The sequence below is a fragment of the Vibrio sp. 10N.222.47.A9 genome, from assembly GCF_963872585.1.
GTDB classification, from domain to species: Bacteria; Pseudomonadota; Gammaproteobacteria; order Enterobacterales; family Vibrionaceae; genus Vibrio; species Vibrio splendidus.
On record NZ_CAWNBB010000020.1, the window covers coordinates 100,362 to 124,775 of the forward strand.

The window sequence follows — 24,414 nt, forward strand, 5'->3', positions numbered from 1 at the left end:
TATTTAACTCGCGCCGAGTGCTTTTCTAAGCTGAACATCGGTTGGATCGACTGTGTTGAAAGGCAATACAGGGATTCGATATTTCATCGCCACTGCCGTGAAATCATCAATGGCTTGAACCACGTCTTTGGCAAATGCATCGCGTAACTGTGCTTCTTGACCTGATACGGATAATTGCAAATGCCCGTCACTGAGCACCATCTTATTAAGCGTGGCTAAATCATGCTCTAGTGGGTCGGTAACATGACACAACACTACATCGTTGTGCAGACAGAGCGCCTTGATTTGCTCTTCGCTACGCTCGTTATAGCCGTAGCCATCGGTAATCAAGATCACTAACCCATCATGCTCAACCAACCTTTGCGCTTGATGGAACAATTTTGCGAATGAATTGGATTGGGTGTCTTGAGCCTTTCCCGCTTTGAGTTGCTGATTCTTACTCGCAATCTCATTGAGTATTTTGAGTACGTGATTTGCGCTGCGTTGCGGTGAAATAGGCAGAGCAGTGCTGTCGTTGTAAATAATGGCGCCCACACGATCGGTACTGTCTATGACTTTCCAGGCAATCAAAGCTGCGATTTCTGCAGCAACTACAGATTTCATTCGACCTGTACTGCCAAAGAACATGCTCGTGCGCTGATCGACCATGACATAAACGTTACGCTCGCGCTCTTCAGAGAATATTTTGACGTGTGGCTTGCCCGTTCTATTCGTCACTTTCCAATCCATGGTGCGAATATCGTCACCAATCTGATAGTGACGCATCTCTTCAAAGTTCAATCCTCGCCCACGTAGCTTCGAAACATGGCGACCTGTTAACGCACTGTTGATTGGCTGATTAGGTAGAAAGTCAAAGCCATGCGCCTTGTATTTCAACAATCGCAATGCCTTTAGATCGGTATAGATATCGGGATCAAGTGTTGGTTTCGTCTCCATGGTGACCTCTCGCGTTACGCTACTGCAACTTGAGACAAAATCTCATCGATGACTCTGTCTGAACTGACGCCTTCAGCCAATGCATCGTACGATAGAATCAGGCGGTGGCGCAGAACCCCATGAACCACGTTACGAACATCATCAGGGTCGACAAAGTCCTTACCGTTTAGCCATGCCATCGCTCGTGAACACTTGTCTAACGCGATGGTTGCACGCGGGCTTGAACCAACACCAATCCATTGTGAAAGGGGTGACTCTGGGTACAACTCTGGTTGTCTTGTTGCCACCACTATCGCGACAATGTATTTAAGAACCGCGTCGCTACAATGTATGTCGCGCAGTTGATCGCGAGCATCAAAAATACATTGAGGATCAATGGGGGCGGGCTTCTCAGTGCTTGGTTTTTCCTCACTGCGAACCATCTTAATGATCTGCTCTTCGGCATCCGCATCTGGATAATCGAGATTTATTTTCATGATAAATCTGTCCATTTGCGCTTCTGGCAGCGGATAAGTACCTTCTTGTTCAACCGGGTTTTGTGTCGCTAAAACCATGAATAGATCAGGAAGTTGGTAAGTCTTACCAGCTACAGTGATTTGACGCTCTTCCATTGCTTCCAACAATGCAGCTTGTACCTTTGCTGGGGAGCGGTTGATTTCATCGGCCAGTAATAGATTGTTGAAAACGGGGCCCGGTTGGAAGGTAAGCGTCGGTTTGCCGTCTACATCTTGATACACCTCTGTGCCTGTTACGTCCGAAGGCAACAAATCTGGAGTGAATTGAACACGACCAAGGTCAACTTGTAGGGCAGAAGCTAATGATTTGATAGAACGAGTCTTTGCTGTTCCGGGTAATCCTTCAAGCAGAACATTACCATTTGTAAGTAGTGCAACCAGTAATGTGTCAACCATATGTTGTTGGCCAATTACCGAGGATTCCATCTGCTGCTTTAGTTGGTTTATAGAGTCTAAAGTTGGGTTCATTTGCTTACCTATTGACTAATTAATCAAGTGAGATTCAGGTCACCAGATGGCGAAAAGATAAATATTGTTAGTTAAAGCAATTATTTAAATCACCTTTGCTAAGGGTAGTCGAAAATAATTTCGACATACGCGATCAACATATCTTTGTTAACGACTCACCTTGGAAATACTGAATTGCATGATCTATAAATAGGCTACTGTATTGTATGTATTTTAATCAAGAATAAAGGTTGATAAGTAACATTACTTCGCTGCATATCTCTTATACGGCGATGTCATTTGTGAATTTATGCTGCCTTGATAACATTGTTCACAAGTTGAGTGGTTAACGAACTAACTGTTCGAACAAAAACAAATGGACTATGTATTGATTTAGCGTTATCGATTTTATTAGAGGTCAACAATGAAAAAATTAGCATTAGTAGTTTTAGGTTTAAGCGCAGTTTCTCTTTCTTCTTACGCAGCTGAAGAAGTTTCAACTCTGACAGAGTTCTTCAATGCCGATGGTGAAGTGACTACCGTCGACAATTACGCGGTGTACGAAACGTCACGCCAATATTTGAAAAACCAAGAGCTGTTGGCGTTAATAAATTCCTACACAAACGCGAGCTAACGCCAACTGATAAACAGCCTGTGGTTCGAACGAACCGAGACACTTACTACTCAATGGCTGTGATTAACGTTTCACAGGGCGCGACGATTACGCTACCTGAGATTCCTGAAGGCAAATACATGTCGATGGAAGTGATTACAGAAGACCACCGCATTCAGCCAATGCAATACGGTCCTGGTACGTTTGATCTTTCTACTCACAGTGGTGACCACGTGTATGTAATCGTTCGTACCGACGCGACGTTCACCAAAGATGAAGTTCATAAAATCCAAGATCAGATGAGCATAGATGCAAAAGCAGACGCCGAATTCATGGCAATGCAAGTGGATGAGAAATCATTCGAGAAGGTCGAGAAAAACCTTAAGGTGGAAATGCCAAAACTACTGAAACGCGATGGTGCTCAGGCGACGTTTGGTATGTTTACCAGCCCTGAAGATGCTTCAAAAGAGATGTTTACCAAAGAGAAGTACGCGGTGGGTGCGGCTATCGGTTGGGGTGGCGCGCAGTTAGATGACAATATCTACGAAGTCTCTGGCAACTTCCCAGCAGACACTTGTCATCAGGCAACCTTTGATGACCCTAAAAACCAAGCGTTTTGGTCGGTAACTGTCTACAACAAACAAGGTTTTATGTTTGGTGAAGTGGCGAACGTAAGCTCAAACACGGCTGAGAAAAATGCAGACGGTACTTACACTGTTAGCTTTGGTTGTGGCGATGATGCGGTGAACAACATCAAAACAGCGAACGACTCTGGTGTGTTTAACTTGGCTTTCCGCCATTACATTCCGAGCCAAAAAGTACGTGATGGATTCCGAGTGCTTCCTTATGTGAAAGTGATTAATTAAAACGATATAGCTTAAACGGAATAGCTTAAAACGATATCGCAAAATATCGATTCATGAAGCGCGTTATTGCCACTGGCAGTAACGCGCTTTTTTATTTGTTCGATAGCAGTGTCTCTGGCCTATTGCTGTGTATTCGCGCATGTTTTTCTAAACGACTTTATTAGTTGTTAATCAGATTTCCCAGTGTAGATTCCGCGTTAGATACGCCATATGTTATGCAAGTGTGACTAACATATGCTTTTCATATAATTTAGCTAAAGTTATCGAGATTTTGACAGATAAAGGATTAGTGGGAGCTCTAACACGAGACAGAACGTGCGAGCTTTGGTTTCAGTTATTGAAACCTTCAGAGAATTTTTAACAAACTTGCGTCGAGACAACCTAAATGAAGAAAACAATCCTATTTGCCGTTTTTATTATGTTTGGCATTGCAGTCGCTGCGAGTATGGCGTCAACCTATTTCATTTCAAGTGAAAAAATCGATGAGATAATATTGAACAAATCTCAAGTTCAAGCCGAATTCTTGGCTGGAAATGCTGGGTATATCTTAGAGAATTCAGACAACCCAGTTCAAGATTTACAAAAGCTGGTGGGTGAGCTGAAACAGCGATCTGATGTCACTTATGCCATTGTTATTGATAGTAACGTAAGTGCTATTGCTCACAGCGATAAAAATAAACTTAATAAGGTTTACGAAGATAGCTATACCGTTAAAGGTGCAACCCAAGGCGTACAACAGTATTCAAAATGGTACGCTGATGTTCAAAAAGTATGGGTGTTTGACATCATGGCACCTATCTACGTCAACGGTGAGCTGTACGGCACCTTTGATATCGGCATTCCTATCACAGAGGTTAGCCAAGCAACGAACGGTATTATTAGCTACCAGCTCGCTTCAATGGTTTTCATTTTTGTTGTTTGTCTCGTTGTTCTATCGCTTCTTCTTAGCAAACTGATGCAGCCTCTCTTAGTATTGAAAAACACATTACACGATATTTCTGAAGGTGATGGTGACCTATCGGTACGTTTGCCTATCAAAGGGAATGACGAAGTTGCTCAAATCTCATCGGCTTTCAATGTGTTCGTTGGCAAGGTGCACGAGATTATTACTCAAACAGTGAATACGGGTGTTGAATTAAATAGCACCGCTATTGGGCTTCGTGAACAGTCGCAGCAAGCATTGCAAAGAGGACAAGAGCAGAACGAACAAACCATGTTGGTCGTGACATCTATGAATGAAATGATCGCCACGGTTAATGAAATTGCGTCTAGCGCGGCTGGTGCTGCAAGCGCGGCAAACATGGCGGCAAGTGAAACTCAAGAAGGTCATAAGACGATCGAGAAGACCACAAATTCGATTGCAAACCTTGAAGCCGAAATGAATAGTGCTTCTAACATCATCGTGAGCCTTGCTGATAATACTCAGTCGATCGGTACTATTCTTGACGTTATTCGAGGTATCTCTGAGCAAACAAACTTGCTTGCACTGAACGCTGCGATTGAAGCTGCACGTGCCGGTGAAGCTGGTCGAGGCTTTGCGGTTGTTGCTGATGAAGTTCGTAACCTTGCGACAAAAACAGCACAGTCGACCGATGAAATTGACACTATGATCAACCAACTTCAAACCGAAGCTAAGAACGCTGTTAGCTCGATGAGTAATAGTAAGAACCTAATTGAAGAGGGTACGACTGAAACTGAAATGGCTCGCCAAGCTTTGGAAAAGATTTCAACGCAAGTTTTGGCTATTCTCGATATTAATACGCAAGTCGCAACGGCAACGGAGCAGCAGTCAGCGGTAGCGAATGAAATTAATATGAACATGGATACGGTTAATAGCTCAGTCAAAAACGGTTTGAGCGCAAGTGAGAAATTAGAGCAATCAAGCCAGCACCTGGCAGAGCTATCACAAGTTCTCGATCGTTATGTCGGTTCATTTAAAATCTAGAATTCCCAACATATCTCTTTAAGAGAGGTGTGGGTCTCCAGTTATTTAATAGCGCTTATGTCATACATGAGCGCTATTTTTTTGCGATATGCAGACGCAGATATTCCGATAGAGCGCAACAGAAATGAAGAATGTACCTGCAGTGTAAACTTGTGACAATTTGGCCTATTTAGAACAACGCGATCAAATAAGACAGTGACAGCAGGCACTTACTTTTATTTCCGCATGCGTAAGGTCAAAAAATCGACTAAACAACAGCTCTGACGTGACACATAAGGTGTTCCGCATCTCATCACGATGTATAGTTATTGATAGTTCATTCAGTAGTTGTATCTGTAGTTGTCAGTTGATGTGGGTGTTATGAAGAAAAACGGATTTACTTTAATGGAATTAATCATTGTGATCGTGATACTTGGAGTATTGGCCGTTACAGCAGCCCCGAGGTTCCTCAATATTCAAGAGTCAGCAAGAGAAGCGGTACTTGAAGGTGTTGCTGGTGCAATGGAAGGGGTTATCACGCAGGTGACTTCTAAAGCCATTATTGTTGGGCTTAACCCGGACGCAACAAACCCAGGTGATCAGAGCAACTATGTGATTGACTTTGGTATTGGTAGCGTTGAAGTAGATTGGGGAACACTTTGCCCTGAAAGCCGAGGGGAGTCCGGAGACAAATTAAAAATGCTCGATTTCCTCACCTTGTCAGACGATGACAGCTTAACGTCTGACTTTGCTAATAGGTATACAGTGGTTGGCTATGAATACCCGTTTACCACCGGAGATCTAGGCGGCGCGATAATAGACGATCTTCCATCTGGTTGTTATGTTCTCTATGATTCTTTTGGTGGTAGAACAAGTGGAGATACATGCCCAGCTGATGGTTGTGTATGTACAGTTCAAGTAGTTAACGATGAGTGTTAAACCAACCACATCATCTGGTTTATAGAAATTCAATAAAAAAGCGCGTTATTGCCGAGTAGCAATAACGCGCTTTTTTGTCTTAGCTTAATGATTTGTCTTAGTTTAATGTTCGGTCTTAGTTTACCAATGGAGCACTTGCTGGTGGCAAGTCACGCTTCTTAATCACGTATCGCAAGCGAATTAACATCAGCGTCGCTGAAACACTCAAGCCCGTTAGGATACCAATCCAAAAGCCTTCTTCACCCATTGCTGGAACAATGTGGTCTGTTAAGCCCAACACCATGCCGAGTGGTAGTGCTAAGCCCCAGTATGAAGCGATAGCTAAGATCATTGGGATCTTAGTGTCTTTATAGCCACGCAATGCTCCATTAGCAGACGTTTGCAATGCATCGCTGAATTGGTACATAGCTGTAAAGGTCAACAATACCGCTGCCGTTGCACTTATCGCAGGGTCGGTGGTGTAAAGCCTAATGATCCACTCAGGGAATAGAAGGAACATCGCAACCGAAAGTAGCGATATTAATGCTGCAACCAAGATACCGACTTTGCTGCGTTCAATTGCGCCTAGTTCGTCTTTCTCGCCTAGTGCATGTCCAACACGAATCGTAATGCCAAACGAAATACTCATTGGAATCACGTAAGTTAGGCTCGAGATGTTAAGTGCAATTTGTGCGGCTGCTACGTTCTCTGCACCAATACGACCAATCATCAGTGCGATTACCGCAAAGATACTGCCACATACAGCGATGTTCATCCCGATAGGTAAACCTAATCTTAGAAGGTGAAGCATCTCTTTTGCTTTTGGTTTAGCGTCTGCAAAACTAATAATGGTTTTGTAGTGGTGATGACCTTTAATGTAGGAATACAGCATTCCTGACATTAACCAATAAACCAAGCTTGTCGCCCAGCCACAACCCACAGCGCCCATTTCAGGGAAGCCAAACTTACCGTAAATAAGCACGTAGTTGACCGGAATATTCACCAACAAACCAACCACAGAAATGATCATCGGCACTTTGGTGTTGTTCATACCCTCACAGAAGCCGTTCAAAGTGTAGAACAGGGCAATACCCGGCACACCAAAGGCGAGGGCGAACGCATAATCACTGCCAATTGGAATGATCTCAGCGGCAACACCAATCCATTCTAAGATCGGTTTCGCACTCACTAAGTAAGCGATGAGTAATACGCTAGCAATTAATGCCAACCAAACCATCTGGAAGAATTCAACAGAGATACTTTGAAAGTCACGTGCGCCGCGGTGGTAAGCGACAACAGGCGTTAGCGCCATAATCACGCCACGCAGTAGCAGTAACACTGGGATCCAAAGGCTGGTGCCAAGTGCAATAGCGGCGAGATCGGCAGGGCTTACTTGGCCAGCCATTGTCGTATCGACAAATCCCATCGCTTGGGTCGCTATTTGAGTCAAAATGATTGGAATCGAAAGATGCATAAGCGCACCCGATTCACGAGTAAAAGGACGAAGTTTCGTTAGCATGGAAGTTCACAACACCAATATAAATACACGAATGATGGCAGGATGGCCGGTGTGCATTTTAGGATGTGCCCCGTTGGGCGGGCGACAATATAAACACCTTACCGTATAGGGTCAAGCATTGGATTTATAGAGTTTCACTTGCTCCGAGGTACGGATAGGTTCCGATGGTTACAACACGGGTTTAACGCGCGTAAGTTCATGATTTCTTGGGAATCATGCGAGGCAGTTAAATTATATATTTGCCACGCTAATCACTAAGTTGGCGATATGGGTTATTGTTATGAAAACGCAAAGGCTAGTACAATTGATAGCATAAGGAACTAGATGAAAATATTCTATGTGGTCATTGAATTTTTGTATCAATGGGCATGCGGGCTTTCACTTTGGATTTTACGTAACTATGGTACAAAACTACAAGGTAATTGATAGTACAAACGGTCGTACAAGAGGCTACTTAAAGGAAGTTTGTTTTAGGAATGATGAATTAAAGCAAAAAGTTGGTCTATGGAAATGGGCTGTTTTAACGATCATTGAGATGATCGTCGGAGCCGAGCTTTTGGAAAGTTTAGTTACTACTGGATCAGTTCTTCCATATAGGAACTTGAAAAAAGGAGATAGTGAAGAATATGGAAATGAATTACACCTCGCTTTGCATATTCCTGCTGGCATAGTAACTAATTTATTGAGAAAGCAAATAATTGAGCTTTTATACTATAAATATTGTCTGCAGTATTTAATTTTAGATCCTGTTGGTGAATGTGATGTAAACAGTGAATCCAAAACCATAGACTGCTCTAGAACCAGGTTTAGGGCGAGGAAAAATGTTTTCTATCAATTCATTGCGTTGAGAAGAGTTTACGAACTATGTTGGCTTATTTTTAATATAGCGATCGATTTGCTGGTTTACCTAGCAACAACAGATATCAAATTTGTCTTATTATCAGCACTTACTGTAGAAGCTATAAGAAGGCTATTGCGTGTGTGATAGTTACTTAAATTCGTTAAGAGTATAATTAGTAGTCTTTTTCTAGCGAGATAGCTTGAAAAACGTCGTTTAAGTGAACGCTAGGTCGTTTGCAAATTAAGGAGGCATTGTGGAAAGTCGGATTCCGTTACCAACAGATAATATTTATAAATTTTATGCGTTATTTGGCTTGTTATTGGTCGTTTTTGCGTCAGGCGCACTGTTGTTCGTCAATCAGTCATCGAATAATCTAATATATGAGCTTACCGTCGATCACCGAAAGTTGAGTAACACCCCTGAACAAGCACGCTCTTTGGAAGAAGAAGCTCGACTTCAAATTATCGAAAGTAAGCTACAAGTATCTAGTAGCAATAAAAACTTCTTCATCGCCTGCATTAGTGTGATTATAACAATTGGTAGTGTAATGGTCGGTTATGGATTTAGAACTTGGCATACGGTTATACAACCCTTGCAAGATGAAATAAGTCGACTCAATATTAAGAAACTTAAACAAGAGGTGGGTGAGGAATAATCACTAGGGAGATTCACACCAGTAATACCCTTCTAGGTTTTTTATATACGATAGTTTCTTGCTGTAAGCTTTGAGCAAGGTCTACTGCCACAGAGCCAGTAGAAACACTAAAAGACCAATCCCAAGCGTGACCTTTAGGAGTAAGCCAAGAGGGGCTCCACCTTTTGGCGCTTTGTTACAACATCCCATAATTGATTCCTAATTCAGTGTTGGTTTAGATCAACCTTAAACCTTTCCCTTACGGTAAGGTCAGTGCTTTCTTAGTCATATAATCTGAAAAACAAAAGCGAACCAAGTGGTTCGCTTTTGTTTATCTAAAATCTACAAAAATTAGTCTTCGTAGTTGTCGATGCTTGGGCAAGAACAGATTAGGTTACGGTCGCCGTATACGTTGTCTACACGGTTAACTGTTGGCCAGTACTTCGAGTTCTTCGTTGCTTTCGATGGGAAGCAAGCCAGTTCGCGAGAGTAAGGGCGATCCCATTCTGCGCCTGAAAGGTCAACTTGTGTGTGCGGTGCGTTCACTAGAGGGTTGTTATCTAGTGGCCATTCACCCGCTTTCACTGCTGCCATTTCGTGACGGATTGCGATCATCGCTTCACAGAAACGGTCTAGCTCTTCTAAATCTTCAGATTCAGTTGGCTCAACCATTAGCGTGCCTGCTACTGGGAAAGACATCGTAGGTGCGTGGAAACCGAAGTCCATTAGACGCTTAGCAATATCTTCTTCGCTGATGCCTGTGTCTTCTTTAAGTGGACGAATATCGATAATACATTCGTGCGCTACGCGGCCGTTAGTGCCACGGTAAAGAACAGGGTAGTGAGGACGTAGTTTCTCCATCACGTAGTTCGCGTTCAGAATCGCTACTTTAGTTGCGTCTGTTAGGCCAGGTTCGCCCATCATTGCGATGTAAGCCCAAGAGATCGGTAGGATTGAAGCACTGCCTAAATCTGCTGCTGATACCGCGTAGTCTGAACCTTGTACACCGTTTTCGATGTGACCTGGTAGGAAAGGTGCTAGGTGCGATTTAACGCCGATAGGACCCATACCCGGACCGCCACCACCGTGTGGGATACAGAATGTTTTGTGTAGGTTCAAGTGAGATACGTCTGAACCGATGAAGCCAGGTGAAGTTAGACCTACTTGAGCGTTCATGTTCGCGCCGTCTAGGTAAACCTGACCGCCCGCTGCGTGTACTTGTTCACACACTTCTTTCACTTGCTCTTCGTATACGCCGTGCGTAGAAGGGTAAGTGATCATGATGCTTGATAGGTTTTCTTTGTGCTTCTCGATTTTCGCTGCTAGGTCTGTCATGTCGATGTTGCCATCTTCATCACACTTAACAACGACTACCTTCATTGAAACCATTGATGCTGTTGCAGGGTTAGTACCGTGCGCAGAGCTTGGAATCAGACAAACGTTACGGTGAGCTTCACCGCGGCTTGCGTGGTAACGTTGAATCGCGATTAGACCTGCGTATTCGCCAGATGCACCAGAGTTAGGCTGTAGTGAGAAATCGTCGTAACCAGTGATTTCACATAGCTTCTCTTTTAGATCTTTCGCTAGCGCTGTGTAGCCTGCTGCTTGATCAAGAGGTGCAAATGGGTGAATTGAACCAAACTCAGGCCATGTTACTGGAATCATCTCAGCAGCAGCGTTCAGCTTCATCGTACAGCTGCCCAGTGGGATCATGCCGTGCGTTAGTGAGAAGTCTTTGTTCTCAAGCTGTTTTAGGTAACGCATCATTTGCGTTTCGCTGTGGTGCGTGTTGAATACTGGGTGAGTTAGGAACTCTGATTCACGACGGCAGTTTTCTGGAATTGCTGCAAACTCGTTTGATGCAATGTCAGAAGAGAGTGCTTGAACGTCTTCTTTCACGTCGAAGATTGCGAACAGTGCGTTCACGTCGTCGATTGTGGTTGTTTCATCTAAGCTGATACCGATTTTGCCAACAAGTCGACGAAGGTTGATGTCTGCTGCTTGCGCTTTCGCGTACAGTGCATCAGTCTTCTCTTCAGAGTTGATCGTGATGGTATCGAAGAAGCTGTTGTTCGTTAGCTCGTAACCCGATTTAGTCAGGCCAGCCGCTAGGATAGCAGTCATGTGGTGTGTACGACGAGCAATAGTACGTAGGCCTTCTGCACCGTGGTAAACCGCGTAGAAAGACGCCATGTTTGCTAGAAGTGCTTGAGCTGTACAGATGTTCGATGTCGCTTTCTCGCGGCGGATATGTTGCTCACGAGTCTGCATTGCCATACGTAGCGCTTGGTTACCGTGCGTATCGATAGATACACCGATTACACGACCTGGCATTGTACGCTTATGTTTTTCACGAGTACCCATGAATGCAGCGTGTGGACCGCCGTAACCCATAGGAACACCGAAACGTTGCGCTGAACCGATGACTACGTCTGCGCCCATTTCGCCCGCAGGCTTAAGTAGAGCAGAGGCAAGTAGGTCAGTAGCCACTGTAACCAGTGTTTTGTTAGCTTGAGCTTTCGCAATGATGTCTGTTAGGTCACGCACTTCACCCGTTGTACTAGGGTATTGAAGAAGCGCACCAAATACGTCTTGCTCTGGAAGTGTTTCAAGAGCACCAACCATTACTTCAAAACCGATGTACTCAGCACGAGTTTTAACAACTTCTAGTGTTTGAGGGTGAACATCGTCAGCAACGAAGAATACTTTGCTCTTGCTTTTGCCAGCACGCTTACACAGTGTCATAGCTTCGCCAGCCGCTGTCGCTTCATCGAGAAGGGATGCGTTCGCGATTTCCATACCTGTTAGGTCCATTACCATTTGTTGGTAATTGAGTAGAGCTTCAAGGCGACCTTGAGAAATCTCTGGTTGGTATGGTGTGTAAGCTGTGTACCAGCCTGGGTTCTCTAAAACGTTACGTAGAATAACGTTTGGAGTGAATGTGTTGTAGTAGCCTTGGCCAATGAAAGTACGTTTCACTTGGTTTAGGTTAGCGATCTCTTTAAGAGAGGTCAGCATGTCCATTTCGCTCAGTGGCGCAGCAAGTGTCATTGGTTTTTCAAGACGGATTTGTGCAGGAACCGTTTCGTCGATCAGAGCGTCTAAGCTAGTCGCGTTGATCGCTTCAAGCATTTTCTGCTGGTCTGCTTTATTAGGGCCGTTATGACGAGCAACAAACTCGTTTTGAGTACCCAAGTCTTTTAGTAATTGGCTTTGAAGTAATTCAGTCATGGTATGTTCTACTTTCTCTTTGGAGCCGTGAGCTAGCCCCTAAAATTAAGCTGCTCCAAAGAGCAGCTTTATCGTAATGAGGAACCTATTAGTCTTCTTCGATAGAGCTTAGGTATTCTTCCGCATCTTTAAGGTTGTTTAGTTCAGACGCATCAGACATCTTCACTTTAACAATCCAACCACCTTCATAAGATTCTTCGTTAATTAACTCTGGGCTATCTTCTAATTCTTCGTTGATTTCTACGATTTCGCCAGAGATTGGTGCGTAGATATCAGAAGCTGCTTTCACTGATTCAACGAGAGAGAAGCTTTCGCCAGCTTCTATTTCGTCTCCAGTGTCAGGCAGGTCAACAAACACAACGTCACCTAGCATCTCTTGAGCATGCTCAGAAATACCGATTGTTACAGTACCGTCACCGTTGTCTTTTACCCACTCGTGGCTGTCTGCAAACTTTAGTGTATTGTCCATTGCTTATTCTCCAAAAATTTATGAGGTTTTAATTTAAATCTTAAAAACGGTTTAACGGTAAAGAGGGAAGCGCTTGCAAAGCTCTTTAACTTGCTTGCGAACACGTTGCTCAACTTCAGCATTGCCTTCAGGGCTTTCGACTAAGCCATCAAGTACATCGCCGATCCATTCACCGATAAGTTTGAATTCTTCAGTGCCAAAACCACGAGTGGTTCCAGCTGGCGTGCCTAAACGGATACCAGAAGTAATCATAGGCTTCTCTGTATCGAATGGTATGCCATTTTTGTTACATGTGATCCCTGCACGCTCTAATGCTTCTTCAGTTACGTTACCTTTCAAGCCCTTAGGACGAAGATCAACCAGCATTAGGTGCGTGTCAGTTCCGCCTGTCACAATGTCACAACCGCGAGTTTGCAACACTTCAGCAAGAACTTTTGCGTTGTCGATCACTGAATCAATATAAGTATTAAATTCTGGGCCAAGAGCTTCGCCAAACGCCACTGCTTTAGCCGCGATAACGTGCATTAGTGGACCGCCTTGAAGGCCAGGGAACACAGCTGAGTTGATCTTTTTATTGATGTCTTCGTGGTTCGTAAGAATCATACCGCCGCGTGGGCCACGAAGTGTTTTGTGCGTTGTTGTTGTAACAACGTGTGCGTGTGGTAGTGGGCTAGGGTGAGCACCTGTCGCGATAAGCCCCGCGATGTGTGCCATATCGACCATTAGGATAGCGCCAACTTCGTCAGCGATTTCACGGAACTTAGCGAAATCAATAACGCGTGGGATAGCACTACCACCAGCAATAATCATTTTAGGTTGGCTTTCGATTGCTAAAGCGCGAACCGCTTCGTAATCGATTTCAAGAGTGTCGCGGTCTACGCCGTATTGAACTGCGTTGAACCATTTACCAGACATTGCAGGGCGTGCACCGTGTGTTAGGTGGCCACCAGCGTCAAGAGACATACCTAGGATAGTGTCGCCAGGTTGAAGTAGCGCAAGTTTAACTGCACCGTTTGCTTGAGCGCCAGAGTGAGGCTGTACGTTTACGTATTCACATTTGAACAGCTGTTTAGCGCGTTCAATCGCGATAGCTTCAACTGTATCTACGTGCTCACAACCACCGTAGTAACGACGGCCTGGGTAGCCTTCTGCGTATTTGTTGGTTAGGCAAGTGCCTTGAGCTTGCATTACTGCTTTAGAAACGATGTTCTCAGAAGCAATAAGTTCGATTTGTTCGTTTTGACGAGTGTTCTCTGCTTGGATGCCAGCAAATACTGCGTCGTCAGTACCAGATAGGTTCGTAGTGAAAAAACTGTCTAAGCTATGGTTTTGGTAAGCGTTCATTGTCGAGACCTTTCATTAAGCTAATGGTGATTATTTTTATAGTCCATTAGGTCTTACGTTGATTTCTGCATCGGTATCGTTTGCGCTATATAGGTATAGATAAACGTGAATTGCGTTATAAATATACTCTTACAGCGTTTAAGCGATCGTTGTAGGGTCAATGCAGCACGAATTGTTTCCCAAAAAGTTCGGGTAAAAAACAGCTTTTACAAATGTTAAATCTATCATTTGCTGCAAGCCGAAGTAGCATCTCTTCATCTAACAAGTCGATAACATAGCTCCGATAAAATCAATTTTCAACAAAAATTTCCAATAGGAAACAACTTTTCTTGTTTTGCTACGGGGAGCACGCTTTATTTCTCTGTGTGCTCTTTAATCAACAAAGCGCTTCATGCAACAATGAAATTAATAGACAGGAAGCAAGAATTTAGTGAGGGATCTATGTCAGAAGACATTTATGATGAGTACCCATCTTTAACGTTGGCGAAGGAAACGTTAGACCAGAATATCGAACCACTTAGGCTTGGCCAGCGCATTAAAGATATCCGCGGCAAGCTTGGGATTACGTTAGAAGAAGCGAGCCAACGTACTGGTTTAGCTCGCTCTACGCTTAGCAAAATTGAGAACGAGCAAATCTCTCCAACCTTCCAAGCGATGCAAAAGCTAGCGATGGGCTTACAAATAAATATGCCCCAACTATTTGAGCCGCCAAGGAAAAAGGTCGCAACAGGGCGTCGTGACTTAACTAAGGCCGGTCAAGGTAAACCTCACCCAACCCCAACGTACGAGCATGAACTGCTTGCAACAGAGCTGTCTAATAAGAAGATGATGCCCTTTAAGAGTCGCGTGAGAGCGCGTACTTTTGAAGAGTATAACGATTGGGTACGTCACGACGGTGAAGAGTTTTTGATGATCATCTCTGGTGATGTGATGTTCTACTCAGAATTCTATGAACCTGTGCCAATGAGTGAAGGTGATAGCATGTATTACGATGCCAATATGGGTCACATGCTTATCTCGACCAGCGCAGAAGATGCGCTCATTTTGTGGGTGACAGCAAAATAAATTAACAAAGTTGGAATTTCTTATAGTGAATGCAACCGTTTGCTATTGTTTCTAACGTGAGCCAACAGACGCGATATTGATGTGATAATCATCAATATCGCGTTTTTGTATGCATCGAAAAATTGTTTTTAAATTGTTAAATGTCACATTTTGAACTGTTTTACTATTGTTAAGGGTGTAAAACTGACTCAGGCTTGTTTATTATAGTGAACACGGTTTACTCATGTTGATTGAAGTTTACTGAAGTGAATTCTTAGAAAGTGACTTGTAGAGCTTTTGTACAGCTAACCTGATTTATCAAGCTAACGATATAAGCCTATATAAAAGACATCACTTTTTACTATCTACTGTTTCTAAGGTTAAGACGTCAAGGTGACTGAAGCGAATACGCTGAGGTGACTAATGATGATACTTATCGTTAGAGGCGACTCTAAATAGAGATATAAGCGGCAGACTCGACTTTGGACAGCCTGCAACGCTTCATGGAGAAGAAAATGACTCAAGAACACGCTAATCAAGACCTACTAACAACACCACTGCATGCACTTCATGTTGAAGAGGGTGCAAAAATGGTTCCTTTCGCTGGCTACGATATGCCAGTTCAGTACCCACTAGGTGTAAAGAAAGAGCACTTACACACTCGTGATGCTGCCGGTCTTTTTGATGTTTCTCACATGGGGCAACTTCGTCTTCATGGCGCAAACGCAGCAGCTGTCTTAGAATCTTTGGTTCCTGTAGATATTATTGACCTTCCTTCTGGTAAACAGCGCTATGCGTTCTTTACTAACGAGCAGGGCGGCATTATGGATGACCTGATGGTGGCTAACCTAGGCGATCACCTGTTTGTTGTTGTGAACGCGGCTTGTAAAACACAAGATATCGACCACCTAACTGCGCACCTTCCAGCTGACGTAGAAATGGAAGTGATTGATGATCGCGCTCTGTTAGCACTTCAAGGCCCTAAAGCGTCTGAAGTTCTTGCTCGTTTCCAACCAAGTGTTGCAGACATGCTGTTCATGGACGTTCAAAAAGTCGATATTGACGGCGTAGAGTGCATCGTAAGCCGCAGTGGTTACACCGGTGAAGACGGCTACGAAATCTCAGTACCGAACGATCACGCTGAAGCACTTGCTCGTAAACTAACATCAGAAGCAGAAGTAGAGTGGATTGGCCTTGGTGCTCGTGACTCACTTCGTCTTGAGTGTGGTCTATGTTTATACGGTCACGACCTAGACACAACGACAACACCAGTAGAAGCTAGCCTTCTATGGGGTATTCAAAAAGTTCGTCGTACTGACGGTGAGCGTGCAGGCGGTTTCCCAGGCGCTGATGTCATCCTTGAGCAAATCGCAACGAAAGATGTTCAACGTAAGCGTGTTGGTCTAGTGGGTCAAACTAAAGCACCAGTACGTGAAGGTGCTGAATTGTTCGATGCTGAAGACAACAAGATTGGTGTTGTAACGAGCGGTACTGCTGGCCCTAACGCTGGTAAGCCTGTTTCTATGGCGTACGTTCGTACAGACCTAGCAGCAATTGGCACTGAAGTATTCGCTGACGTTCGTGGCAAGAAGCTACCAATGACAGTAGAAAAAATGCCATTCGTGCCTCAGCGTTACTACCGTGGCTAATCTCTTTTAAGAGAAACCACTAAGCTAAATTAAAGCCTATTGTTTGCTTCTCTGTATTTGAGGGTGTTAACGGTAGGCTTTTTTGTTTTTCGCAACGTATAAAACTTAGGATGATTGGCTGAGATAAGTTGTCGATAAATCCGTTTATAAAATGAGAGATGTGGCCATATCGTTACAAATACTTACTATACTCAGGGTTACGCCGTGTTATGGTGTCCACATATCATTTTTATAAATAAGTCGTAGCGGTTACAAGGAGTTAACTATGAATGTGAACTATGCAGTGAGTCCGGTTCGTAAAGCCGTTTTAGGGCTTTTAGCGCCATTGATTTACACATCAAGTGTTATGGCGACAGAAAACTCGGTCGAAAGTACTCCTAATACGGGTGTAAAACCTTATATCGTGAATGGTAGTGACGCCACAGTAGCTGAGTTTCCTTCGATGGCCAGCCTGTTCATTGACCGCATAGATTATGACGGTACCTATTCAACTGGCCCATATTGTGGTGCGACAATTTTAGACCCGACTCATATTCTGACGGCAGCGCACTGTATTTATGGTGATGAGAACGCTCAGTTATTTACTGTTGTCGTCTCACAATTACAAGACACTTCTCAGTTCCCAAGTGGAAGCATTGAAAAAATTCGCGTATCTGAGGTGTTCTATCCTAGCAATTATTCAAATAGCTTGAACGATTTGTTGCGTAATGACGTGGCAATTTTAAAACTTGAAAGCGCGCTCAATATAGATTCAGTTAATGATGTTGTGAAACGCCCAGTCGACGAAACTTATCGAAGTTCCTTACAGGCTTTTACGGCTGTGGGACATGGAGATACTGAATCTGGTGTCGATGCTACTACTTTATTACAAAAAGCATCGCTCAACTATGTCGATAACACGACATGTGCAGCGGCATTTTTCTCAGGTTCGAAGCTAACTGATAATCAAATATGCTTTATTGGTGACTATAGCGTTTTCTCTAGCTTATATGGCGGTACTTGTCAGGGTGACTCTGGTGGGCCTGTTTACTGGAAAGATGGTACTGATTATAAACAAGTAGGTATTACAAGTTTTGGTCCTGAAACGTGTGGTGGTGGCAACATTACTGAGGGCGTTACCGTCACATCAGTATTCACTGAAATCTATAATTATGAGAGTTGGATTGATAGTGTGGTTGCTGGTACTGAAACCGCTAAGTTTGTTTCAACAGACGCGAAACGTACTGCTTATGCTGGTACAACTTCGTCTGGCTCTGGTGGCAGTGTATCATTTGGCTTGTTAGGTGCGTTGATGTTACTAGGTGGGTTTAGACGAGTGATATCTCGTTAGATTACCACTTCCTTATCTTAGTTAAACAAACGGCCAGTCATTAAACAATGACTGGCCGTTTTTTGTTTGGTTCTATTCGTTTAAGCCGTTGAGAGTTTGGTGCTACTCGTTGATATTAATAGACTAGACGCGCAAACCAGAAGACACTTTTCTACTGTACCTTTCTAGAATTTCATCCATCTCTTTTATTGCATCGTTGATGCTTTTAATACCACCTTGCGCGACATCTTTTTCATTTTGGTTCAACGCAGAAAAAGCCTGTCTTAATTCCTTGTCTTCCAACATGTTCCCGTGCAACAACACTTCTTTGTAAGTGAGTAGCCTATGCTGTACCCCGATAATTTGATTGCGGGTATTGTCTGATTCTAATGCGTGCTTGATGCAAGGAAATGCCAATGTATAGCGATTCGCAATTTCCAATTTGACGCCTTCATTATTCGCAATTTGCAATTTTTCTTATTTCCCAACACTTGAATATTCAAGTTTACTAGCCTGTACGCTCACGACCGATCTAAGTGTCAAAGTTTATGAAACGTAACGTTTTTTAATAATCGAATAATATGCCTTTAATGGCGTATGTAAACCGTTGCGAGTCAATATGGTCTGCTTCTTGCTGAATTTAGGACATAACTGTCTAATGAGGAGAAGCTTATGTCCCAAGAACCCATCGTGATGGCGTTAATTGAGCGCAGGAAGCAAGGCAATTTATCGCAAGAAAAATTAGCCTCAAGTGCAGGAATGAGTTTGAAAACGTATCAACGTATCGAACGCGGTGAAGCCGATATCAAAATGTCGCAGTACCGCTCAATCACGAGAACGTTAAAAGTGACTGATTTAGACGTTGTTCTTGATATTGTTGGTGCATCACAAGCGACAGCGGAAGACGTAGCAGCGGTCAGTCGTTTACTGACCAGCGAAGAGAGAATATTGTTGATCAAACTGATTTTGTCGGTCAAAAAGCAGCCGTAGCGTTTTGGTCTAATAGGTATCGTCTTTTCTCTAAATAAATAGAGTTAGAACGGTTGTTTGATGAGTGACGTGTTTACTGATGACATGAAACAATTATTCTACTCTTCCGCGCAGTTGCTTGGTGGTGCTTCTTTGTTTCTTTCCTTCTAAACGTCTTTTCTGAGAGCCACGCGTCGGCTTAGTTGCTCGTCTTACTTTTTGAACTTTTGTTGCTTCCAAGATCAGTTCTTTCAAACGCACCAAAGCGTCATCACGGTTTTGTTCTTGAGTTCTATGCTGCTGCGCCTTAATGATAATCACGCCATCTTTAGTTATGCGGCTATCTTTGTGTGCAAGCAGTTTCTCTTTATAGAAATCTGGTAGGGAGGAGTGCTTGATGTCAAAACGCAAATGTATCGCACTTGATACTTTATTGACGTTTTGGCCGCCTGCTCCTTGTGCTCTGATCGCAGTTAACTGGAGTTCCCAGTCTTGAATCGAAACAGAGTTAGATATTTGTAACATAAACATCCATTTTGAACGGTAATATGGCGCCATGATACTGAATATTGGTTATGGTATCAGTAACTTTATTAAAGAGTGGTAGTAGTGATGAAAATAGATTTAACGGCATATGAAGGATTAATCTTTGATATGGACGGTACGTTGATCGATACAATGCCTGCACATGTAAAGGCGTGGCAGAAAACGGCTGAAGAATTCGGTTTTCATTTTGAAGCATCTTGGCTGCATAGCTTAGGTGGCATGCCGAGTTATAAGATCGCCAGTGAAGTGAACAGTAAGTACGGTTTATCGCTCGACCCACAAGCGGTTTCTACGTTTAAGATGGCGTCGTTTGCTGCGATTGAAGACAAAGGAGATATCATCCCTTGTACCCATTCTCTGTTATTAGAAAATTTAGGTAGCAAGAAGATTGCCGTCGGGACGGGTAGTCAACGTAAAAGTGCAGAACAGTTGTTGGACAAAACAAATATCTTGAGCAAGCTCGATATCCTAGTGACAGCAACAGACGTTAAGAATCACAAACCCAATCCAGATACCTTCTTAGATGCGTGTTTTGGTATGGGATTACAGCCAAAGCAGTGTGTTGTGTTTGAAGATACGAACTTAGGTAAACAAGCCGCTCATGCTGCGAACATGGATTGTATTTTGGTGGTAGAAGGGAACAAGTTAGAGTTTTACCCGGCCCCAAGTTGATCGAGAGCCTAACAAGAGTGCTTGTACTATCTATTGTTAGGCTATTTCACTCATTTCTTTGTCTAGGAATAAGCATACATTGTTTCTACCTGCTGCTTTAGCTTCGTATAACGCTAAATCAGCGCACTTGTAGTTCAGCGCTGGATCATTGGTGATGTTAGTAATGCCGCCACTCACAGTGACTACGTTATCGAGTTCAAGGCTGACTGCAATTCTCAGCCTGTTGAGAACGTATTCAGCTCCTTCTGTTGTGGTGTGAGGCAGAATAACACCAAACTCTTCGCCACCAATGCGAGCAACAAAATCGGTTTCACGGCATTCACGCTGAAGTACTTGAGCGACTGTTTGAATGACTCGATCACCGTAATCGTGCCCAAATCTGTCGTTAATGCGTTTGAAGTAGTCAATATCCAAGATAGCTAAGCAAGATTGTTCGCGAGTAGGGTAACGATTAACACGAGAACATTCGTCACGAAGTTCAAGGTCAAATTTTCTTCGATTCCAGCAACCAGCTAATGCGTCTTTTTCACTTAGATTTCTGAGCTTTTTTTCGAGTTCTTTGTGTTTACTAATATCGACAAAAGAAGCGACGTAAAACTGAATCACATCTTTCGAATCTTTGATGGTTTGGATTCGTAGTATTTCAGTGATCAAAGACCCGTCTTTACGGCGATTGACCACTTCGCCTTCCCAAACTCCCGTCTTGGTGATAATGCTCCACATCTTGATGTAGAACTCTTGATTGTAGCGACCAGAGGCAAACATCGAAGGCTGACGTCCTTTTACATCTTCCAAATCGTAACCACTCACGCGAGTAAACTCTTGGTTTACTTTGATGATTCGGTTATTTCGGTCAGTAATTACCAAGGCTGACATGCCATTCATCGCGGCTTTAGCCAGTTGGCTATCGATGCTGTTCTTTTTATGGTTACTGTTCCAAAGCACAAAACCTGCTGAGATCATCGAAATTAAGAAAGATAAGGTGATGATCTGCACGAATATGGCTTGTTTTTCTTGTCGGTATTGGCTGCTAAATTGTTGGTTTTCAACATGAAGAACCAAATAAATTGGTCCTTTAAATTGCTTTATTTTAGGGCTGATATCTGAGTGAAAATACCAGTTTTTACCATCAAAGTAGCTAGAAGAGGTATTTTCTTGAATGGCTTTCCAAAGCTCTGGGTAAAGCTTCGCATAGGTTTTATCTGAACGAGATTCAATAAGATGCCCAAACGATTCTTCGATATCAGGGCCCATGATGACATGTCCGGTTCTGTTAAGAATGACAGGGACGGCTGATGATGTACCGATTTGATAAAGAAGGCGGTCGTAGACCTCGAGCATATTAAGGTTAGCAATAAAGTAGCCAATAATACGATCTTCTGAGGCGACGGGTGTCATTATCCTTAGGGCTGGCATCAAAGGGTGGACGACTTCACCATTCTCAATCTCTAAATCGATACCGTTGGAGCTTACTTCTCCAATCTTCAGTCGGTGGAGATCTTTAAAGTAGCTACGAGCTGATTTGTTCTGCAGTTTATTCTCAGGAACTATTGTCGCTTTCTTGTTGTTGTAGTTGATACGGTAAACCTCGTTACCTTCTAGGTCGAGATAGCGAAGTTGAGAATAGTATTGTTGTCCGCGAGCTAACATCACCCACAGATCTTGCAGAGCTTGTTTATGAACAATTGATGGTTCTTCAATTGCGCGAAGTAACGTTTGAGAGTCTGCGATAGAAGGAACAGAATTAGATATTTGCTCAACAATAACGGCCAGTTCGTGAAAACTGTATTCGATTTGGTTTTGGCTAGACTGCTTAATATTTAGAGTATGCTGAGCATCAATTCTGTCAAGTTCAGAATTGATGTAGAGGGCAGGGACTAATCCTAGGGCAAATATGGTGCATAGAAATTGGCTGACTAGTTTTTTTATACTCGTATTCATCACTGTCCTCAAAGAATCAGCGCAATACTATATATTTTATGGGGTTTTTAATGTGATCTTAACCCAGAACTTAAAACAAGATTTGCATATAACTACGATTTTAGTGCAACTTTTTGCATTTAAGCTTGATTGTTGAGCAATCACTTCGTTAGGAAATGATTGCTAAATATAGAACGCCGCTCTGAAACTTGAGCCCAATTAATCGCGATTAATTGCCGTTTATCTAGTTAAGGACACCTAGCTTAGGCCGATAATATTTCCATTACTATCAATATCTAATGACATGAAAGCCGGTTTGTCAGGTAAGCCTGGCATGGTCATTACGTTGCCGCACAAAGCGTAGATGAAGCCGGCACCAGCACACAGTTTCAACTCTCTAACGGGTACGTCAAACTGAGTGGGTGCACCCTTTATTTGAGCTTCTGTTGAAATCGATAATGGCGTTTTTGCCAAACAAACCGATAGGTCGCCATAGCCGTGTTGGTTGAACTCAGTCAGTTGTTTTCTTGCCAGTGGTGATAGTGAAATACTTGCTGCGCCGTATCCGACTTCAGCGACTGCCATCAGTTTCTCTTCTAAGCTTTGCTCAGAGTAGTACAAAGGCTTAAATTTACTCACTGTTTGGCATGCTTTTACCACGGCGTGAGCCAACTGAATTGCACCTTCGCCACCTTGACCAAAAGCTTCACTTACTTCAACGCTGACACTTGGGTCAAAGTCGATGATCATTTGTTTCAAAGCATCGAGCTCTTTAGCTGAATCTTGTGGGAATCGATTGATCGCTACGACAGTAGGTACTTGGTATTGTTTAACGTTGTTGATATGCCATTTAAGGTTCTCAAAGCCTGCTGTGAGCGCGTCTTGATCGTCATTAAAGATTGAATCAGGTAATGGAGTACCCGGTCTCAAATCGTATAAACCAGAGTTGGCCTTTAATCCGCGTAATGTTGCGACAACTACGGCGCAATCGGGCTTCTTGTTCGACGCTTTCACCTTGATGTTACACGCCTTCTCAAAACCCATGTCTGAGCCGAAACCACCTTCAGTTACCACAAAGTCACTCAGCTTTAACGCTATCTTATCAGCAATAATAGATGAGTTACCGTGTGCGATGTTAGCGAAAGGCCCCGCGTGTATTAGAGTAGGAACACCTTCAAGGGTTTGCATCAATGTTGGTTCAATAGAGTCCTTCATCGTTACTGTCATAGCGCCCGCGACGTTGAAGTCTTCTGCGGTTAATGGCGAACCTTGATTGTTGTATGCGAGTACCACACGGCCGATACGCTTGCGTAGGTCTTGTAGATCATCGGCAAGAGCGAGAATAGCCATCAGCTCTGAAGCGGCTGAGATATCAAAACCATCTTCCCGTTCAAGGCCATTAATTGTTTTGTCTGCTTCGTTTTTGCCTACTGTGATCATGCGCAATGCACGGTCGTTATGGTCCAGTACACGTCGCCAAACGATTCTACGAGGATCAATGTTGAGTGCTTTTAAGCCTGAACGTGCTTCAAAGGCTTCTAACCCTTCACGGTGTTCATGATACAAGCGTGCATCAATGGCTGCAGAGGCGAGGTTATGAGCGGCCGTAACAGCATGAATGTCGCCGGTCAGGTGAAGGTTTAATTGCTCCATAGGGGCGACTTGAGAGTAACCACCGCCCGCTGCGCCGCCTTTTACACCAAATACTGGGCCCATTGAAGGCTGGCGAATGCAGGCCATCGCAGATTGGTTAATCTTTGCGAGGCCTTGTGCTAATCCAATAGTAGTGACGGTTTTGCCTTCGCCAAGAGGCGTTGGTGTGATAGCGGTCACCACGACCAATTTACCATCTTGTTGGTTGGCGAGGCGTTCAAGTGATGTCAGAGACACTTTAGATTTGTATTGCCCTAATGGCTGATGTTCGTTGTGTTGTAGGCCAGCTTGTTTGGCAACTTCACTGATGTTTTTAAGGGGAGTAGAGCGACAAATATCAATATCAGACAGCATATTTGATCCTTATATCAGAACCGAAAGGTGGTACGTAAACG

Annotated in this window: 19 protein-coding genes and 1 pseudogene; 10 read left to right on the forward strand and 10 right to left on the reverse strand. The window is 43.5% G+C overall.

Features of this window, described 5'->3' with window-relative positions; all coding sequences use genetic code 11:
- Positions 1–3: 3 nt before the first annotated feature.
- Together AACT19_RS03795 and AACT19_RS03800 are read right to left on the reverse strand one after the other, a co-directional pair.
- Complete coding sequence (locus AACT19_RS03795) at positions 4–936, reverse strand: DUF58 domain-containing protein (protein WP_076645337.1); 933 nt, start codon at positions 934–936, stop codon at positions 4–6.
- 14 nt (positions 937–950) lie between these two features.
- On the reverse strand, positions 951–1,919 hold the full coding sequence (locus AACT19_RS03800) for an AAA family ATPase (RefSeq protein ID WP_076645339.1): 969 nt from the start codon (positions 1,917–1,919) through the stop codon (positions 951–953).
- Between the two features lie 403 nt (positions 1,920–2,322).
- Between AACT19_RS03800 and AACT19_RS03805 the strand changes: the two are divergent.
- From AACT19_RS03805 to AACT19_RS03815, 3 genes and pseudogenes are all read left to right on the forward strand, one after another.
- Positions 2,323–3,377, forward strand: a pseudogene (locus tag AACT19_RS03805) (DUF1254 domain-containing protein).
- 418 nt (positions 3,378–3,795) lie between these two features.
- Positions 3,796–5,322, forward strand: coding sequence for a methyl-accepting chemotaxis protein (locus AACT19_RS03810; RefSeq protein ID WP_017081145.1), 1,527 nt, complete (start codon positions 3,796–3,798; stop codon positions 5,320–5,322).
- Between the two features lie 360 nt (positions 5,323–5,682).
- Positions 5,683–6,240, forward strand: coding sequence for a type II secretion system protein (locus tag AACT19_RS03815; protein WP_076645341.1), 558 nt, complete (start codon positions 5,683–5,685; stop codon positions 6,238–6,240).
- A 115-nt stretch (positions 6,241–6,355) separates the two neighbouring features.
- Here the strand turns inward: AACT19_RS03815 and AACT19_RS03820 are convergent, their stop codons facing one another.
- Entirely contained in the window at positions 6,356–7,738 is a 1,383-nt protein-coding gene (locus AACT19_RS03820; RefSeq protein WP_017079166.1) for an MATE family efflux transporter, read from the reverse strand.
- A 337-nt stretch (positions 7,739–8,075) separates the two neighbouring features.
- Between AACT19_RS03820 and AACT19_RS03825 the strand changes: the two genes are divergently transcribed.
- Together AACT19_RS03825 and AACT19_RS03830 are read left to right on the forward strand one after the other, a co-directional pair.
- Positions 8,076–8,723 (forward strand): hypothetical protein, encoded by a 648-nt coding sequence (locus AACT19_RS03825; RefSeq protein ID WP_206208288.1) that lies wholly within the window; start codon positions 8,076–8,078, stop codon positions 8,721–8,723.
- A gap of 109 nt (positions 8,724–8,832) precedes the next feature.
- The gene (locus AACT19_RS03830) at positions 8,833–9,234 is read left to right on the forward strand and encodes a hypothetical protein (RefSeq protein WP_076645343.1); all 402 of its coding nucleotides are present in this window, start codon (positions 8,833–8,835) and stop codon (positions 9,232–9,234) included.
- Positions 9,235–9,564: 330 nt separating this feature from the next.
- On the opposite strand, the gene gcvP is transcribed toward AACT19_RS03830, so the two are convergent.
- The 3 genes from gcvP to AACT19_RS03845 all read right to left on the reverse strand — a co-directional run bounded on the left by gcvP (position 9,565) and on the right by AACT19_RS03845 (position 14,257).
- Positions 9,565–12,444, reverse strand: coding sequence for an aminomethyl-transferring glycine dehydrogenase (gene gcvP / locus AACT19_RS03835; protein ID WP_054541117.1), 2,880 nt, complete (start codon positions 12,442–12,444; stop codon positions 9,565–9,567).
- 88 nt (positions 12,445–12,532) lie between these two features.
- Entirely contained in the window at positions 12,533–12,913 is a 381-nt protein-coding gene (gene gcvH, locus AACT19_RS03840; RefSeq protein ID WP_004730871.1) for a glycine cleavage system protein GcvH, read from the reverse strand.
- A 51-nt stretch (positions 12,914–12,964) separates the two neighbouring features.
- Positions 12,965–14,257, reverse strand: coding sequence for a serine hydroxymethyltransferase (locus tag AACT19_RS03845; protein WP_017082299.1), 1,293 nt, complete (start codon positions 14,255–14,257; stop codon positions 12,965–12,967).
- A gap of 441 nt (positions 14,258–14,698) precedes the next feature.
- On the opposite strand from AACT19_RS03845, the gene AACT19_RS03850 reads away from it, so the two are divergent.
- The 3 genes from AACT19_RS03850 (at position 14,699) to AACT19_RS03860 (ending at position 18,280) form a co-directional block, all read left to right on the forward strand.
- On the forward strand, positions 14,699–15,322 hold the full coding sequence (locus AACT19_RS03850; protein WP_017082298.1) for a helix-turn-helix domain-containing protein: 624 nt from the start codon (positions 14,699–14,701) through the stop codon (positions 15,320–15,322).
- Positions 15,323–15,816: 494 nt separating this feature from the next.
- Positions 15,817–16,950 (forward strand): glycine cleavage system aminomethyltransferase GcvT, encoded by a 1,134-nt coding sequence (gene gcvT, locus AACT19_RS03855; protein WP_076645345.1) that lies wholly within the window; start codon positions 15,817–15,819, stop codon positions 16,948–16,950.
- A gap of 265 nt (positions 16,951–17,215) precedes the next feature.
- Positions 17,216–18,280, forward strand: a complete 1,065-nt coding sequence (locus AACT19_RS03860) for a S1 family peptidase (RefSeq protein ID WP_076645347.1) — start codon at positions 17,216–17,218, stop codon at positions 18,278–18,280.
- A 123-nt stretch (positions 18,281–18,403) separates the two neighbouring features.
- On the opposite strand, the gene AACT19_RS03865 is transcribed toward AACT19_RS03860, so the two are convergent.
- Positions 18,404–18,730, reverse strand: a complete 327-nt coding sequence (locus AACT19_RS03865; protein WP_076645349.1) for a hypothetical protein — start codon at positions 18,728–18,730, stop codon at positions 18,404–18,406.
- Between the two features lie 201 nt (positions 18,731–18,931).
- Between AACT19_RS03865 and AACT19_RS03870 the strand changes: the two genes are divergently transcribed.
- Positions 18,932–19,249 carry a helix-turn-helix transcriptional regulator gene (locus AACT19_RS03870; RefSeq protein WP_076645351.1) on the forward strand — a complete coding sequence of 106 codons (318 nt, stop codon included), beginning with the start codon at positions 18,932–18,934 and terminating at the stop codon, positions 19,247–19,249.
- 93 nt (positions 19,250–19,342) lie between these two features.
- Here the strand turns inward: AACT19_RS03870 and arfB are convergent, their stop codons facing one another.
- Complete coding sequence (gene arfB, locus AACT19_RS03875; protein WP_076645353.1) at positions 19,343–19,753, reverse strand: alternative ribosome rescue aminoacyl-tRNA hydrolase ArfB; 411 nt, start codon at positions 19,751–19,753, stop codon at positions 19,343–19,345.
- An 87-nt stretch (positions 19,754–19,840) separates the two neighbouring features.
- On the opposite strand from arfB, the gene AACT19_RS03880 reads away from it, so the two are divergent.
- Positions 19,841–20,446, forward strand: coding sequence for a beta-phosphoglucomutase family hydrolase (locus tag AACT19_RS03880; protein ID WP_076645355.1), 606 nt, complete (start codon positions 19,841–19,843; stop codon positions 20,444–20,446).
- A 36-nt stretch (positions 20,447–20,482) separates the two neighbouring features.
- On the opposite strand, the gene AACT19_RS03885 is transcribed toward AACT19_RS03880, so the two are convergent.
- Together AACT19_RS03885 and AACT19_RS03890 are read right to left on the reverse strand one after the other, a co-directional pair.
- Entirely contained in the window at positions 20,483–22,387 is a 1,905-nt protein-coding gene (locus AACT19_RS03885) for a sensor domain-containing diguanylate cyclase (protein ID WP_017082293.1), read from the reverse strand.
- Positions 22,388–22,624: 237 nt separating this feature from the next.
- Complete coding sequence (locus AACT19_RS03890; RefSeq protein WP_076645357.1) at positions 22,625–24,373, reverse strand: formate--tetrahydrofolate ligase; 1,749 nt, start codon at positions 24,371–24,373, stop codon at positions 22,625–22,627.
- Positions 24,374–24,414: the final 41 nt, after the last annotated feature.